12 protein-coding genes and 1 pseudogene are annotated in these 16,076 nt (G+C 70.7%); 9 read left to right on the top strand and 4 right to left on the bottom strand.

The features are described 5' to 3' along the window. The first annotated feature begins 291 nt into the window (after positions 1 to 291). Both CK951_RS18590 and CK951_RS18585 read left to right on the top strand, forming a co-directional pair. Positions 292 to 867, top strand: a complete 576-nt coding sequence (locus tag CK951_RS18590; RefSeq protein ID WP_096787703.1) for an HdeD family acid-resistance protein — start codon at positions 292 to 294, stop codon at positions 865 to 867. Further along, positions 848 to 2,557, top strand: coding sequence for an alpha/beta-hydrolase family protein (locus tag CK951_RS18585; protein ID WP_096787702.1), 1,710 nt, complete (start codon positions 848 to 850; stop codon positions 2,555 to 2,557). The genes CK951_RS18590 and CK951_RS18585 overlap by 20 nt, the downstream gene beginning before the upstream one ends. Before the next feature lie 43 nt (positions 2,558 to 2,600). On the opposite strand, the gene CK951_RS18580 is transcribed toward CK951_RS18585, so the two are convergent. After that, the gene (locus tag CK951_RS18580; RefSeq protein ID WP_096787701.1) at positions 2,601 to 3,032 is read right to left on the bottom strand and encodes a DUF4405 domain-containing protein; all 432 of its coding nucleotides are present in this window, start codon (positions 3,030 to 3,032) and stop codon (positions 2,601 to 2,603) included. A gap of 317 nt (positions 3,033 to 3,349) precedes the next feature. Between CK951_RS18580 and CK951_RS18575 the strand changes: the two genes are divergently transcribed. Together CK951_RS18575 and CK951_RS18570 are read left to right on the top strand one after the other, a co-directional pair. After that, a complete protein-coding gene (locus CK951_RS18575) occupies positions 3,350 to 4,327 on the top strand; it encodes an SLAC1 anion channel family protein (protein ID WP_096787700.1) in 978 nt (325 codons plus the stop codon). A 136-nt stretch (positions 4,328 to 4,463) separates the two neighbouring features. Next, positions 4,464 to 5,039, top strand: coding sequence for a DUF3365 domain-containing protein (locus CK951_RS18570; RefSeq protein ID WP_232520743.1), 576 nt, complete (start codon positions 4,464 to 4,466; stop codon positions 5,037 to 5,039). Positions 5,040 to 5,045: 6 nt separating this feature from the next. Here the strand turns inward: CK951_RS18570 and CK951_RS21940 are convergent, their stop codons facing one another. After that, the gene (locus CK951_RS21940; RefSeq protein WP_269770563.1) at positions 5,046 to 6,431 is read right to left on the bottom strand and encodes an ATP-binding protein; all 1,386 of its coding nucleotides are present in this window, start codon (positions 6,429 to 6,431) and stop codon (positions 5,046 to 5,048) included. After that, complete coding sequence (locus CK951_RS18560; RefSeq protein ID WP_096787697.1) at positions 6,431 to 7,090, bottom strand: response regulator transcription factor; 660 nt, start codon at positions 7,088 to 7,090, stop codon at positions 6,431 to 6,433. The genes CK951_RS21940 and CK951_RS18560 overlap by 1 nt, the downstream gene beginning before the upstream one ends. A gap of 128 nt (positions 7,091 to 7,218) precedes the next feature. Between CK951_RS18560 and CK951_RS18555 the strand changes: the two genes are divergently transcribed. The 4 genes from CK951_RS18555 (at position 7,219) to CK951_RS18540 (ending at position 13,366) form a co-directional block, all read left to right on the top strand. Continuing rightward, complete coding sequence (locus CK951_RS18555; RefSeq protein WP_096787696.1) at positions 7,219 to 7,776, top strand: L,D-transpeptidase; 558 nt, start codon at positions 7,219 to 7,221, stop codon at positions 7,774 to 7,776. A 279-nt stretch (positions 7,777 to 8,055) separates the two neighbouring features. After that, positions 8,056 to 9,651, top strand: a complete 1,596-nt coding sequence (locus CK951_RS18550) for a methyl-accepting chemotaxis protein (protein ID WP_096787695.1) — start codon at positions 8,056 to 8,058, stop codon at positions 9,649 to 9,651. Positions 9,652 to 9,803: 152 nt separating this feature from the next. Beyond that, the gene (locus CK951_RS18545; RefSeq protein WP_096787694.1) at positions 9,804 to 12,146 is read left to right on the top strand and encodes a glycoside hydrolase family 3 N-terminal domain-containing protein; all 2,343 of its coding nucleotides are present in this window, start codon (positions 9,804 to 9,806) and stop codon (positions 12,144 to 12,146) included. Beyond that, positions 12,143 to 13,366: a glucoamylase family protein gene (locus tag CK951_RS18540; protein ID WP_096787693.1), complete on the top strand. Its 1,224-nt coding sequence runs from the start codon at positions 12,143 to 12,145 to the stop codon at positions 13,364 to 13,366. The genes CK951_RS18545 and CK951_RS18540 overlap by 4 nt, the downstream gene beginning before the upstream one ends. Here the strand turns inward: CK951_RS18540 and CK951_RS18535 are convergent. Then, a complete protein-coding gene (locus tag CK951_RS18535; protein WP_096787692.1) occupies positions 13,322 to 15,106 on the bottom strand; it encodes an ABC transporter ATP-binding protein/permease in 1,785 nt (594 codons plus the stop codon). The genes CK951_RS18540 and CK951_RS18535 overlap by 45 nt on opposite strands. A 215-nt stretch (positions 15,107 to 15,321) precedes the next feature. Between CK951_RS18535 and CK951_RS21445 the strand changes: the two are divergent. Continuing rightward, positions 15,322 to 15,885, top strand: a pseudogene (locus CK951_RS21445) (cyclin-dependent kinase inhibitor 3 family protein); the annotation flags it as partial. Positions 15,886 to 16,076 lie beyond the last annotated feature (191 nt).

Here is a 16,076-nt window from a genome sequence, read left to right as displayed (position 1 = left end):
ACGAAGACCAGCCGCCCCGGACGGAGGCGCGACATGGCCAACCCCCGCCAGCCCGCGATCACGACATCGGTAGCCGTCCGGGCCGCGGTCAGTGAGCGGCGCGAACCGGCGGCAATGCCGGGCAGTCACGACCGGCGGGGGCTGCTGCGGGCTTGACTCCGGCCGCGGCAGGGATCCACGCGTCGCGGCCTAAGGTAAGTTTCGGTGGGCCGGCACGGGCCGGCCGCCGCCTGATGAGTGGTCAACGCGGTCGCCGACAGGGCGGCCGACAACCGTTGGAGGGTGTATTCCATGACCATGGGCCTCGACACTTCGCTGCACGTGAACGAAGGCACGGCGCATCATCCCGTCAGACGCCATGCCACCTTCTACCTGCTGGAGGCCGCATTGCTGATCGCGGCGGGCCTCTTCGCGATGATCTTCCCGGTCATCTCCTCCGCCGCCTTCGTGCTGATCCTCGGCTGGGTGCTGATCATCAGCGGCGTGGTGCAGGGCATCGGGCTGATCTCCGGCCGCGCGGCCCCGCATTTCTGGAGCCAGCTGATCTCGGTCGTGCTGGGCATCCTGATCGGCGCGCTGCTTCTGCGCAATGTCGGCCAGGGCATGGTGGTGATCTCGCTGCTGCTGATCGTCTTCTTCATGATGGAGGGCGTGTCGAAGATCATCTTCGCCCTGACGGTGCGGCCACTTCCGAACTGGGTCTGGGTCCTCGCGAGCGGCGTGCTGGGGGTGGTCCTGTCGGCGCTGCTGTGGGCCAGCATGCCGGTCACGGCCTTCTGGCTGATCGGCCTGATGCTGGGGATCAACCTCGTCGCCGAAGGTCTGTCGCTCGGCGCCCTGGCCTGGCATGCCCGCAGATCTGCCTGACCAGGACGCGGCCGGAGAGCCGCAGGCCCGCGCTGTCCCGGCGGCCTTCCTGCGCTCGTTCTCGGCCTTCGGCCTGATGCTGGGAACGCTGTTCTTCGCGGCCTCCCTGACGCCGAGCCTCGTGCCGCGGGCGCCGGTCGTGCAGGGCATGCTGGGCGGGTTGTGCCTTGCGGCCGGATACGGGATCGGCGTGCTGGTGCGGGCGGTCTGGGTCGCGCTGGAACTGCCCGTCCTGACGGGGCGGGCGCGCCGGCTGGCGGATGCCGCGGCAATGCTCGGCTGCGCCGCGGCGGCGGGGCTCGCGCTCTGGTGGGCGGCGGGCTGGCAGAACCGTCTGCGCGCGCTGATGGACATGGAGCCGATCGACAGCGCGGATCCCTTTACGGTCGCGGCGCTGGCGCTTCTGGTCTTCGGGCTGCTGGTCCTGACGGCGCGGCTCTTCGGGGGCATCCGGCGCAGGCTGTCCCGCCTGTTCGCGCATGTTCTTCCCCGCCCGCAGGCAGCCCTTGTCGCACTGCTTGCGACGGCGATACTGTTCTGGTCGATCGGCAACGGCCTTCTGGCCACCGGCGTCATGCGGACGCTGGACCGCATCTACGCCGAACTCGACGCCCGGTTCGAGGAGGACAGCCCGCAACCTGCCGATCCGCTGAAGACCGGCGGGCCGGGGTCGCTCCTGACATGGGAGGGGCTGGGACGCGCCGGCCGCGAAACCATCGCTGCCGGACCCGATGCCGCCGAGATCGCGGCCATGACCGGGGCTGCCGGGTCCGGCCTGCCGGTCAGGGAGCCGCTCAGGGTCTATGTCGGGCTGAACTCGGCCGAGGATCCAGCGACGCGGGCCGAGCTTGCGCTGGCCGAGCTGATCCGCATTGGCGCCTTCGAGCGGTCGAACCTGGTGATCGTCACCCCGACCGGCACCGGATGGATCGACCCCGAGGGGCGGCGCGCGATGGAATACGTGCTACGCGGCGACGTGGCGAGCGTCTCGGTGCAGTATTCCTACCTGGCCAGCTGGATCGCCCTGCTGGCCGCGCCCGACTACGGGGCCGAGACCGCGCGCGAGGTCTTTGCCGCCGTCTACGGCCATTGGACCAGCCTGCCGCGCGACCGACGGCCCCGGCTCTATCTGAACGGGCTGAGCCTTGGCGCCTTCAACTCGGACCTCAGCCATGACCTGCATCAGGTGATCGGCGATCCCTATGCGGGGGCTCTCTGGTCCGGGCCGCCCTTCAACAGCCGCACCTGGAAAGGCGTTGCCGCCGCCCGCAATCCCGACACTCCGGTCTGGGCGCCGCAATTCCGCGACGGCTCGGTCATCCGGTTCACGACGCAGCAGAACCGGCTGGCCGAAGCCCGTGCGCCCTGGGGCCCATACCGGGTGGTCTTCCTGCAGTATCCGAGCGATGCCATCACCTTCTACGATCCGTCCTCGCTGTGGAGGAAGCCCGAGTGGATGAAGCCGCCGCTCGGCCCGGACGTCTCGCCCGATCTGGTCTGGATTCCGGTCGTGACCTTCCTGCAGCTGACCTTCGACCTGATGCTGGCGGTCACGCCTCCGAAGGGCCACGGCCATGTCTACGCCTTCGAGCATTACCTCGATGCATGGGCCGGTCTGACGGAGGCGCCGGGCTGGACGCCCGAGGCGCTGGAGGCCGTGAAGGCTGCCGTCGCTGCCGGGCGCGGCTGATCTTCCTGCGTCCGGCGGGCGTGGCATCCCGCCGGGCGTCGCCTCAGCCGTCCTGCCAGAAGTCGCGACGCATGAAGCCCATGAGCGCGCGCAGCCATGACGCCGGCGGCAGGTCCAGAACGGCGAGCGCCGCCACCAGCGTCACGGCCGCAGCGGCGACAGCCAGTTCGCGCCGGTGGCTGACCGAGTGGGCGGCGGCATTCCACAGCAGGTTCTTCACCACCGCCGCATGCAGCAGCAGGTGCCAGAGCACGACCGCGACGAAGAGGACGGAGCCGGCAAGGTGGAGGACCTCCCAGCCGCTGCGGTCGAGGCCGACAAGCGTCCAGTCGACCTCGCGGGCGAGTCGACCGCTTGGCGCGGCGATCAGCACGAGGCCCGACACCAGCATCAGACAACACGACAGGGCCACGGCAAAGACTGCAGCCGCACGGAAGGAGAACCGCCGCGGCTGTGGGGTGGAGTGGACGGACATGACACGCCTCCTGTTCCGACGCGCGCAGTCTGCGGGCTGCCGATCTCCGGCGCGATGCGCAGGATCAAGAGGCGGCACGTTTCCGCGTTACCAGCCCCTGCCGGAACCCGGCCGGGGGACGGGTCTGCCCTTGACCTGGTCGCGCGGAGGGGCCGACACCAAGGGAACCAGGAAGGGCCGAGATTGCGTGACGTGGTCACATCCCTTCGGGCGAAAGGCGGCTATGACAGGCAAAACAGACCTGCGCGGCGGCGGGGGCCTTCCGGTTGCCAAACACACCCTTCCCGGCCGCGCTCCCAACCCTCAGAGACCGTTCCATGGAAGCCTCACCCATCCTCACTGCCGGTCATTCGCGTCTGGCCCACTATCCGGTCGCCTTCTTCACCCTGGGCATGGGCATGATGGGCCTGACGCTGGCGCTCAGGGCCGGCGAAGGCGCCTTCGGCCTAGGGCCCGAGGCCTCGCGGGCGGCGCTGGTGCTGTCGCTGACGCTCCTCGGCCTCGTGGCCGCGGGCTATCTCGCCAAGGCGCTGTTCCACCCGGCGGCCGTCGCGGCCGACTGGCATCACCCCGTTCGCATCGCCTTCTTTCCGGCGATGCCGATTTCGCTTCTGCTCCTGTCGGTCGCATTGCTCGACGAGGCGCCCTCGCTTGCCGGGCAGGTGTGGATCGCCGGCGCGGTCCTGCAGGCGCTGCTGGCACTCTCGGTCATCGCGGCCTGGATCGGCCACCGGCCGTTCAGCCACGCCCAGCTGACGCCCGCCTGGTTCATCCCGGCGGTGGGGAACGTCATCGTTCCGATCGCGGGCGTGCCCCTCGGCCACCCCGAGATCGCCTGGCTCTTCTTCTCGGGCGGCCTGGTCTTCTGGATCGTTCTGCTGACGCTGGTCATGAACCGGCTGATGTTCCACGACCCGCTGCCGGGGCGGATGGTTCCCACGCTCATGATCCTCGTGGCGCCGCCCGCGGTGTCGTTCGTCGCCTGGCTGAAGCTGACCGGAGAGGTTGGCGCCTTCGGCCATATCCTGCTGAGCATCGCCTATGTCTTCGCGCTCATCGTCGGCACGCAACTGCCGAAGTTCGCCCGGATGCCGTTCGCGCTGTCCTGGTGGGCGCTGTCCTTCCCCCTTGCCGCGCTGACCATCGCAAGCTTCGCCTATGCCGAGGCGGCCGCTTCGGCAGACCATCGGATGATCGGCACGGGGCTTCTCGGGCTGCTGGTTCTGGTGGTTTCGGGCCTCGTGCTGCGCACGCTGCTCGGCATCTGGCGCCACGAGATCTGCCGTCCCGAATGACGCCGCGCCGTCGGCGTGTGACTAGGTCACGCTGCAAGTCGGCGGCCCACGCTAAGCAGGCGCACCCGCGCCTCTGCCCGCACGGTCCTGTCCGGGCATGGGGTGTCGCGGACGGTGCGCGTCGAAGGAGAAGATGATGCAAGCTTTCAGAACGATGATCGGACGCTGCGGCTGGGCGCTTCTGGTGACGGTGGCTCCGCTGGCGCCCCCGGCACTCGCCGAGGCGACGCCCGAGGTCGCACAGGCCCGCGAAGCGACGAAGCAGCTGCAGCAGACCCTGCAGCAGGCCTTGAAGGACGCCATGGCCACCGGCGGTCCGCAGGGCGCGGTCGAGGCCTGCAACCTTCAGGCGCTGCCGCTGACCGCGCAGATCTCGCAGGACCTCGGCGTCGAGATCAGCCGCACCGCCCTGCGGACGCGCAACCCCGCGAACGCGCCGGATGCGTGGGAAGAGGAACAGCTTCGCCAGTTCGAGGAGCGGCTGAAGGCCGGCGAACCCGCCGCCTCGCTCGAGGTGGTTCGCGAGGATGACGCGGGCATCCACTACATGAAGGCGATCCCGATGCAGGAACCCTGCGTGACCTGCCACGGACCCGAGGTCGATCCCGCGTTGCAGGACCGGATCCGCGCGCTTTACCCGCAGGATACGGCCACCGGTTTCAGGGTGGGCGAGCTGCGCGGGGCCTTCACGGTGACCATCCCGCGGAAGTGACCGCGGCTAGCCCATCCGCAGATCTGCGGCCAGCGGCGTCGCGCGAACAGTCGGACCCGCGGCGGGTGGCGACGACGGCAGGTTCGGCAGCGTCAGTTCGACCTGCTGGCCCCGCCCGTCTGAGGGGCAGAGCGTCAGCCCCCCGCCCAGCCGCGCCATGGCCTCGGCGGCGATGACGAGGCCGAGCCCGCTTCCCCCGGGGCGGGCGCCTGCACCGCGGTAGAAATGCTGCGTGACCTTCGGCCGCTCGGCTTCGTCGATGCCGGGACCGGCATCCCGGACAGCCAGCACGACCTGCTCCCCGTCCGTGCCCAGGGTCACCGTGACCTCGGCGGCGGCGGGCGAGGCCTGAATCGCATTCTCCACCACGTTGCGGAGCGCGGCCCGGAACAGGAACCCGCCCTGCGGCCGCCGGGGGGCCGGGACGAACTGGCGGATGATCCGCACCTTCTGCGCCTCGGCCAGCGGCGCGAGGTCCGCAAGGACCTCGTCCGCCAGTCCCGCCGGGCTGAACCCGTCCGCCGGGTCGGCGGCGCGTTCGACAGCGGCGAGATCCAGCAGTTGCCGGGCCAGCCGGTCGGTCCGATCCACCGACGCGGTGATCGCGGACAGGGCCCGGGCGCGCGTCGCCTCGTCAGGCGCCCGGGCGGCGATCTGCGCCTGCATGCGAAGGCCCGCCAGCGGCGTCTTGAGTTCATGCGCGGCGAAGGCGGTAAAGTCGCGCTCGGCCTCGCGGGCGCGCTGCAGCCGGGCGAAGAGACCGTTCAGCGCGTCCCGCACCGGCCGGATCTCGGCCGGCACGGGGTGGGCGGGCAGCGGGTCGACCTCGTCCGGGGATCGGGCGTGCAGTTCGGCCTCCAGCCGGCGGAGCGGCGCAAGGCCCCGCGCGAGGCCAAGCCAGATGACCGCGGCAAGCAGCGGAAGGACAAGGGCGGCCGGCAGCAGCAGTCCCATGACCACGTCCCTGACCAGCCCGTCACGCGCGGAGGTCCTGTCGCCCACGCTGATCCGCAGGCCCGCGGTCTCGATCGTGAAGACGCGCCAGGTCTCTCCGCCGAGGGCCACGGTCGAGAACCCGGGTGCGCCGGCCATCTCCTCGGCCGGCGCACCCGCGGACCGGGCAAGGATGCCGCTCTCGACCGACCAGACCTGACAGGCGAGCTGCCGATGGTAGCCGGCGGCAGGCGGCGGCACCAGGGGGCCTCCCAGCGCGGCGGCGATCCCCTGGTCGGGGATCAGGGAGGCAACCATCGTCGCCGCTTCCGACAGGCGCGCGTCCAGCATGCGCTCTACCTTGGCGCGCGTGGACTGGCCGATCAGGGCGGCCGCCGACAGCCAGACGAGGCTGGTGGCGATCATCAGGATCAGGAACAGCCGGCTGCGGATCGACATCAGCCGGCCGCCAGGCGATAGCCGGCGCCGCGTACCGTCTGGATGAAGCCACGGCCAAGCTTGGCGCGCAGGTTGTGGATGTGCACCTCTATGGTGTTGCTCTCGACCTCCTCCTGCCAGCCATAAAGCCGCTCTTCCAGGCTCGACTTGGACAGGATCCGCCCCGGATGCTCGAGCAGCGCCTGCAACAGCGCCACCTCGCGCCGCGAGAACCGCAGGTCGCGGCCATCGTGCCGGCCGGCGAAGGTCGCGGGGTCCAGCACCAGCCCGTTCCAGCTGATCTGCGCGGCGGCCCGCCCGTCCTGCCGGCGCAGCATCGCCCGCAGTCGCGCCGCCAGCTCGTCGAGATCGAACGGCTTGCCGAGATAGTCGTCCGCGCCCGCGTCCAGCCCCTCAACCCGGTCGGCCACCCGGTCGCGCGCGGTCAGCAGCAGGATCGGCAGGCGGCTCCCCGACGCGCGCAGCTCGCGCAGCAGGGTCAGCCCCGAGCCGTCCGGCAACATGATGTCGAGCACGAGCCCCGCGAAATCGTCCGTCCCGAGCGCCGCGCGGGCATCGGCCAGCGTGCCAACCGCATCCGCGGTGAACCCGGACAGCCCGAGCCCGACAGCCAGGCCGTCCGCGAGGATCGGATCATCCTCGACAATCAGAACGCGCATGAAACCCTCCTGCCCCGGTCTGGCTCAGATAGTCCTTCGGCCGCTCCCCGGCAAAGAGGGGCGTTGCTTAAGGTTGCCTTAAGGCCCCGCCGACATCCGGAGGCAAACCAACCGCAAGGAGACGCACCATGACCTTGATCGCCCGGCGCCGCATCCTCGGCCTCGGCATCGCCGCGGCCAGCATGGCGGCAATGCCCCGCCTCGTCGGTGCCCAGGCAGCCCCCGTCAGGGCGAACATCTCGGGCTTCGCCATGCAGCACTGGCAGGACCATTTCGAGCAGCTCGGCAAGGGCGCCATCGTCGCCGACACCGCCTCGCGCGCGCTGCACTTCTGGGACGCGACGGGCCGCGACCATCGCATCTACCCGACCTCGGTGCCCATCTCGGACGAGCTGACGAAGCGCGGCTATACCGAGATCGTGCGGAAGAAGGAGGGCCCGTCCTGGACCCCGACCCCGTCGCAGATGGCGCGCTATCCGGACTGGAAGCCGATCCCGCCGGGCCCTGGCAATCCGCTCGGCACGCATGCGATGTATCTTGGCTGGCCGGCCTACCTGATTCACGGCACCCACGACACCCGGAAGATCGGGCGACCGTCGTCGGACGGCTGCATCGGCCTCTACAACGAGAAGATCGCGGAACTCTTCGCGCTGTGCCCGGTCGGAACGCAGGTCAGGATCATATGACCCCCGTGGCGGCAACGCCCGACGGATGATGCCCGTGGCATCGCGGCCTGCGCCGGTCCGGCGCAGGCGACGGCCCGGTGCCCTTGCCCTGCCGCGCTGCGACCGCATGCCGCAGCGCCGCCGGCGCACATAGAGGCCGCCTTAACTTCCCTGGTCGATAACGGGACCCGCGGACGACGCTGCGCCCCCTCTTGCCAAGGCCGCGTCCGTCAGCGCCGCACCGGCCCCGCGTCCGGTCCAGGACCTGGCCCGCGTGCCCGAGCCAACGGAATTGTCGCCATGTCCATCAAGATCAAGCTCATTGCCGTCTTCGCCACCGTCTTCCTGCTGTTCGGGCTGGCAATCGGCCTTGCACTGCACCGCATGGAGTCGCTCAACAGCCGGATCGACCGGCTCGCCCGGGTGGAGTTCCGCTCCCTGGCACTGGCCGAGCGTGCCAATGCCGAGCAGGAGCGTGCCGCAGCCGCCCTGCGCGACCGGATCATCACCACCGACGCCACTGCACGCCCGCGCTTCGAGGACGAGCTGATGGATGCACGGAAGCAAAGGGCGGATGTCTACAGGGAGCTCACCTCGCTTGCCACCGATGCCGAGGATCAGCGGCTTCTCCTGGCCTATGACGCCGCCGCCACGAAGGTGCGCGAAGTGACCAACCGCGCGCTCGAGCTGGCAAGGGCCGGCGATCCGGCGGCGGCCGCTTCGCAGCTCTACGATCCGGCCGGCGCGGCCGCCCTTGTGGAACGCGGCAATCTGCTGCGGACCTTCCGCGACCGCCAGGCCGAGCGGGCGCAGAGTGTCATCGCGGAAACGCACGAGATCTACGCCGACGCGCTTCGCGAGCTGCTGATCGTGATCGCCATTGCCGCGCTGGTAGGCAGCGCTGCGGCCTTCATGATCATCCGCTCCATTTCCCGCGGCCTGGCGCAGGCACTCCATCTCTCGCGCCAGGTGGCCGAGGGCGACCTGGCGGTCACCGCGCAGGTGAGCAGCCGCGACGAGATCGGCGAACTCCTTGCCACCAACAACGCCATGGTGATCAAGCTGCGCGAGGTGGTCGGCGCGGTGACGGACGCCTCCCGGCAGGTGAATGCCGGAAGCACCGGCATGGCATCGACCTCCGAGGAACTGAGCCAGGGCGCGCAGGAGCAGGCATCCGCCACCGAGCAGGCCTCGGCCTCGGTCGAGCAGATGGCCGCCAACATCCGCCAGTCCGCCGAAAGCGCCGCCACGACCGAGGCGATGGCGCGGCGATCCGCAGACCATGCGCGCACCTCGGGGAAGGCCGTTGCCGAAGCGGTGACGGCCATGCAGTCGATCGCCGAGCGCATCGTGGTCGTGCAGGAAATCGCGCGGCAGACCGACCTCCTCGCGCTCAACGCCGCGGTGGAGGCCGCCCGCGCGGGCGAACAGGGTCGCGGCTTCGCCGTGGTGGCCGCCGAGGTCCGCAAGCTCGCAGAGCGCAGCCGCACCGCCGCCGACGAGATCTCGACCCTCTCGACGCGGACGGCCAGCACCGCCGCTTCGGCCGGGGACATGCTCGCGCGGCTCGTCCCCGACATCGAGGCCACCTCGGCCTTGGTGAGCGGCATTTCCATCGCCTCGCAGGAGCTTGCCAGCGGAGCGCAGCAGGTGGCCACCGCGATCCAGCAGCTCGACACCGTTACCCAGCAGACGAGCATGGCTGCGGCGGAACTCGCGACGGAAGCCGGGGTGCTCTCGGATCAGGCCAGCGGGCTGGAGCGGGCCATGGCCCATTTCAGGATCGGCGGGCACAGGACCGACAGAAGCCAGCCGCGCACGGCCGGCCGGGCGGAGGTCGAGGCTGCACCGCCCCTCGCGCCGCAGGTTGCGCTGCAGCACCCCCGGGCGGCTTGAGATCGTCTTGCCGAAGCGCTGCAGGACGCGGCACTTCGGCGCCTTCCGGGCATCCCTCTCCTGAAGGGTGACGCAGGGTCATCGTCCCGCAGGCCGCATTGCCGACCGCGCGATCACGGTCCACTCTGGCATCCGGGAAGACGAGATACCGCATGCCTGATCCTGCGACGCCCGCCCCGTTCTTCGACGATCTTCTGGCGCGGATGACGCTGCGCGAGAAGATCGGCCAGCTCAACTATCCCCATGCCGAGGGCCTTCCGACCACGGGGGCCGCCGAAGGGGCGGATACCGAGACGCTGATCCGGCAGGGCGACCTTTGCGGCACGTCGGCCGGCCGGGGTGCCGCGGATCGGCGCCGGCTCCAGCGCCTTGCGGTCGAGGAGGGGCCGAACGGCATCCCGCTCTTCTTCGCCAGGGACTGCCTGCAACGCTACGCCACCGGCGCACCCATCCCGCTCGCACAGTCCTGCTCGTGGGATCCCGGTCTGGTCGCCCGCATTGCGGCCATGACGGCGCGCGAGGCACGGGCGGACGGGGTGACGCTCAACTGGGCGCCCATGCTGGACATCAGCCACGACCCCCGCTGGGGGCGGATCGCCGAGGGCCACGGCGAGCTGCCCTGGCTCTGCGCCCGGCTGGCGGAAGCCGTGGTACGGGGCTATCAGGGCGAGGATGGCGACCTGGCCCGGCCCGACCGGGTCATGGCGACGCTGAAGCACTTCGCGGGCTACGGGCTTGCCGCCGCGGGCCGCGACTATGCCACCGTCGAGGCAAGCCCGGCGACGCTGATGCGCATCATGGAGCCGTTTCGTGCGGCCATCGCCGCAGGGGCCGGCGCGGTCATGGTGGCCTTCAGTGCGCTGAACGACGTTCCGGCCACCGCGAACGCCGTGCTGCTGCGCGACGTGCTACGCCGCCGCTTCGGCTTCACCGGGATCGTCGTGACCGATTTCACCGCCATAGACCCCGAACTGGTGAACCACGGCATCGCGGCGGACGCGCGCGAGGCGGCCTATCTGGCCTTCAAGGCCGGGGTGACGATCGATCTCGTCTCGGGGGCGTTCCTGCGCCATCTGGCGCCGCTGGTCGCCGAAGGGCAGGCGGCCCCGGATGCGCGGCCGCTCGGCCCCGTGACCGAGGCCGAGATCACCGCGCGCTGCCGCCTGGTGCTCGAGGCCAAGGCCCGGCTGGGGCTGTTCGACGACCCCTGGCTCGGGCTGGACGAAGACCGGCGCGCCCGCGTCATCCGCGCGCCGGAGCATGTCGCCCTGGCGCGCGAGGCGGCGGCCAAATCGCTGGTGCTGCTGAAGAACGCCGGCGTGCTGCCACTTGCACGCGGGGGCAGGCTGGCCCTCATCGGGCCGCTGGCGGATGACCGTGTGGACCTGCAGGGAACCTGGGCCATCGACGTCGATCCGTCGAACAGCGTCACGCTGCTCGAGGGGATGCGCAGGGTGGGCCATCCGACCCGCATCCTTCACGCCAGAGGCTGCAACCTGGTTGACGTTCCGAACCTTGCCGCCCGGCTCAACATGCACAATCGCCAGATGCCGTCAGTGATCCTCGACCCGCGCCCGGCGGATATCCTGATCGCGGAGGCGCGCGCGGTGGCCCACGAGGCCGATGCCTTCGTGCTCTGCCTGGGAGAGGCCAAGGAACATGCGGGCGAATCCTCGACGCGGCTCGACATCGGGCTGCCGGGGGCACAGGCCGGGCTGGTCGAGGCCATGGCGGCGGTGGCACGGGAAAGCGGCAAGCCGCTGATCCTCGTCGTGATGGCCGGGCGTCCGCTCGCGCTGACGCGGGAGGCCGCGGTTGCCGATGCGCTGATCTGGACGGGCCATCCGGGTGCCGAAGGCGGGAACGCCATCGCCGATGTGCTGTTCGGCGACGCCGCACCCTATGGCCGGCTGAGCCTTGCCCTGCCGCGCCATGTCGGGCAGCTTCCGCTCTGCACCGAGGAACTGCCAACCGGCCGCCCGCATGAGGGCATCGGCGTGGACGTGCCCGGCGATACCGAGGTCGATGCGTCGGGCCGGCGCGTCTTCCGCAAGTTCACCACCGCCTGCATCCTCGAGGGGCCGCACAGCCCCCTGTTCCCCGCGGGCTTCGGCCTGACCTATACGAGCTTCGCGCATGGCCCCCTCCGCGCCAGTGCGCGCACGCTTCAGGGCGCGGATGCCGTGCTCGAGGTCGCCGCGCCCGTCACCAACACCGGCGCGCGGTGGGGGACAGAAGTGGTGCAGCTCTACCTCCGCGATCCGGTTGCGCGGATCTCGCGCCCCGTGCGCGAGTTGCGGGGCTTCCGCCGCCTGACCCTCGCCCCGGGTGAGACCGCCGAGGCGGTGTTCCGGATCACCGTCGACGACCTGAGCTACGACCACGGCCCCGCACTGGAGGCCATGGTCCGCGGCTGGGACCCGGGCGAGTTCCTCGTGATGGTCGGCCCCAACGCGGGCGAGCTGCAGTCGCTGACCGTCCGGTGGGACGCATGACCCCGGACGACGAGGCGCTGCTTGACCGGGTGCAACGGGAGACCCTGCGCTACTTCACCGACTTCGCCCACCCCGTCAGCGGAATGGCCCGCGAGCGCTTCGGCGCGGCAGGGTGGGAGGACACCGTCACGACCGGAGGCACCGGCTTCGGCATCATGGCCATGATCGCCGGCGCCGGCCGCGGCTTCCTCGACCGGGCCGAGGTCACGGCGCGGATCGACCGGATCTGCCGCCATCTTGCGGCAAGCCCGCGCCATCGCGGCGCCTTTCCGCACTGGATGCACGGGGCGACCGGCGCCACCATCGCCTTCTCGGCAAAGGACGACGGGGGCGACATCGTGGAGACGGCCTATCTGATGATGGGCCTGCTGACCGCGCGGCAGTATCTGGCGGGAAGCGACCCGGAGCTTGCGGACCGGATCGACCGGCTCTGGCGCGGGGTCGACTGGGCAGGGTTCTGCCCGACGCCTGACGCCCTCCTCTGGCACTGGAGCCCGCGGCACGGCTTCGCGCAGGGCCTTAAGCTGCGCGGCTGGCACGAGGCGCTGATCACGTTCGTGCTGGGCGCGGCCTCTCCCACCCACCCGATCGATCCGCGCGCCTATCACGAGGGCTGGAAGGACAGCCCGACCTTCCGCAACGGCCGGACCCGCCACGGCATCCGGCTGCCGCTTGGCCCCGAGATGGGCGGGCCGCTGTTCTTCGCGCATTACTCGTTCCTCGGGCTCGACCCGCGGGGACTGGAGGAGGATGGCGTCGATTACTGGGAACAGAACCGGGCGCATGTTCGGATCAACCGTGCGCATTGCCTTGAAAATCCCGGCGGCTTCGCGGGTTATGGGCCCGCCTGGGGGCTGACCGCCTGCGACGGGGACCAGGGCTATGCCGCCTTCTCGCCGACCAACGACCGCGGCGTCATCGCGCCGACGGCCGCGCTGTCGTCGATGCCCTACACACCCGCGGAATCGATGGCGGCGCTGCGCCATTACGCGGGTCACCGGGGCGGCGCGCTATGGGGGCCGTACGGCTTAGTCGACGCCTTCAACGACACGGCCGGCTGGATCGCGGGCAGCCACCTGGCCATCGACCAGGGGCCGATCGTCGCCATGATCGAGAACCACCGCAGCGGCCTGCTGTGGACCCTATTCATGTCGGCGCCCGAGGTGCAGGCGGGGCTAGACCGCCTTGGGTTTCGCAGGACCTCGCCTGCCGTCGCCTGACCGGCAGAGGTCGGCCTCGCCCGGATCGGTGACGATCCGCACACGCCGGGTGTAGAGGCCGTCGGGCTCGCTGCCGTTGCCGATGCCGAGCAGGCCCATGTGGCCAAGCCGGCCCTTCAGCAGCTTCACCACCCGGATCCGCGCATCCGGGTCGAGCTGGCCCACCGCGTCGTCCATCACCAGCCAGTCCGGTCGCTGCAGAAGGACGCGCGCGAAGGCCAGGCACTGCTTCTCGCTCTCGCTCAGCAGCCGGTCCCAGCGGTCCGATGTGCCCAGCCGCGGGATGAAGACGCCAAGGCCCACGGCCTGCAGGGCGGCCTCGGTCTCGGCACGGGCGTAGCGGCCGCAGGGATGGGGATAGCAGACCGCCTCGGCCAGAAGGCCCGGCGGGACGTAGGAATGGGTCGGAAGATAGACCACGCTGCGCGCTGCGGGCATGACGATCCGCCCTCCGCCCCGATCCCACAGGCCCGCCAGTGCCCGGAACAGGATGGTCTTGCCCGACCCCGAGGCTCCCTGCAGCAGCACCCGCTCGCCCGGGGCGACGACCACCCGGTCGGGGTCGAGGCGGACGCAGACATAGGGCGTGGCGACGCGAAGCCCCGCGATCTCGATGCCGCTTCCGGTCTCGTGCCGCTCGATCCGGGGGCCGCCGCCCGCTTCAGCGTCGAGGCCGGCCAGCGCGCGATGGAAGCTCGTGACCCGCAGCAGCGTCGCCCGCCAGTTCGCGATGACCGCATAGTTGCTCACGAACCAGCGCAGCGAGCCCTGCACCTGGTTGAACGCTCCCACGACCAGCATCAGCTCGCCGATGGTCATGTCGCCCGAGAAGTAGAACGGCGAGGCGGCGACGATCGGCGCCACGATGGTGAACCAGCCGTAGCCGGCGGTGACCCAGGTCAGCCGGGCGGTGGCGCGGATGGCGGCGTGGATGATCTCCACCAGCCGGCCGAAGGTGGCCTCGATGCGGGCGCTCTCGGCCGCCTCGCCATGCTGGAGCGTGATGGCGTCGCGCGACTCGTTGATCCGCACCAGTTCGAACCGGAAGGCCGCCTCGCGTTGCAGCCGCTCGGCGTTCATCGCCATCAGCGGCCGCCCGACGCGCCAGCTGAGCCAGGATGCGGCGGCGGCATAGAACAGCGCGCACCAGACCATGAAGCCGGGAATGCTCCAGGTCTGGCCCGCGACGGGGATGTCGACGACGCTCGACTGCCGCCAGAGCACGCCGATGAAGGACACGAGCAGCAGCGACGCCTGGAACAGGCCGATGCCCAGCGCGCCGGTCAGGTCGGCCAGTGCATCGACATCGGCCTGCATCCGCTGGTCGGGGTTCTCGCCGACGGGGCCGGCCCGGGCCAGCCGCAGCGCCCGGCCCGGCGTCATCCAGGCCGCAAGCAGCGCCCCGAACAGCCCCCGTCGCAGCGTCAGCTTCAGCGTCTGGTCAAGCCAGAGCTGCACGACGTTCAGCACGAGAAGGAGTCCCGCAAGTTCCGCAAACACCCGCAGTTGCCGCAGAAAGGCCCCCACGTCCTTCTGTGTCAGCGCATCATAGAACGGCTGGTTCCAGGCGTTCAGCAGGATCTGCGCATAGGCGGTGGCGGAGATCACCGCCACAAGCGCGGCGATCAGCCAGAGGATGCGCGGACCGCACCGGTTCGCGCGCAGCAGTCCGGCCATGTCGCTGACCTGCCGAAGCAGGCCCGGATCGACGCGCCCGGTCTCTCTGGCCTGCTCGCCCATGACTTCGCTGCCTGACGACCTTTTGCCTCAGAGAACAGCCGATCGGACGGTGAGGCAAGTCCCGCTGTCCGCCCGCCCGCGCGGCAGACCCGCGCAGCCTTGCGCCCGGGCCGGGGGCGGCTGGCGCGGGAGCCCGGGATTGTCCGCTAACGATAACGGCGCGACCAAGCCGCTGCGTGACGAGGGTCGGGGATCTGCGCTATGCCGCTTGCAGGATCAGCGGGTATGAGGTTGCCGTGGTGCGGACGAGCCAGACACATCCCCTCCAGATCGCCGAGGTGCGGGCGACCGCCTGTCACGGGCGGATCGGGATCACGTTCTGCCCCGGCAAGCATGATCGCGCCGCGGCCACCGGGGCCTGGGCGCGGGATCTGGCGGCGGATCTCGACGTCATCGCCGGCTGGGGCGCCCGGCTGGTGCTGACGCTGGTCGAGCCTGCGGAGCTTGCCACGCTGAAGGTGCCGCAGCTGGGCGAGGAGGTCAGGGCGCGCGGGCTCGACTGGCTGCACCTGCCGATCGCCGACTATTCGGTTCCGACCGACGCCTTCGAAGCCCTGTGGGAGGCGCATGGGTCCGACATCCGCACGCTGCTGCGCAACCGCGCCGACGTGGTCGTGCATTGCCGGGGCGGGCTGGGGCGGGCGGGCATGATGGCGGCCCGCCTGCTGGTCGAACTCGGCGAGGATCCCGGGCAGGCGATCCGGGCCGTCCGTCGTGCCCGACCGGGCGCCATCGAGACCCCGGGGCAGCTCGCGGTGGTGAGGCGCACCCTGCCGATGGCCGAGGCCGACCGGCTCGACACCGCAAGCCTCGAGAAGGTCGGCACCGGCATGGGCAGCACCCCGGCCGGGATCTACCGCGACGCCGGCGGCCGACGGTTCTATGTAAAGTCGCTGGAGACCGCCAGCCACGCGCTGAACGAGCGGATCGCGGCGCGGCTCTACCAGCTGGCCGGCGCCCCTACGCTGCA

The sequence above is a fragment of the Rhodobacter sp. CZR27 genome, from assembly GCF_002407205.1.
In the GTDB taxonomy this organism is placed as follows: domain Bacteria; phylum Pseudomonadota; class Alphaproteobacteria; order Rhodobacterales; family Rhodobacteraceae; genus Cereibacter_A.
The sequence above is the reverse complement of the archived record's forward strand: the minus strand, read 5'-3'. Positions and strand labels throughout refer to the sequence as shown.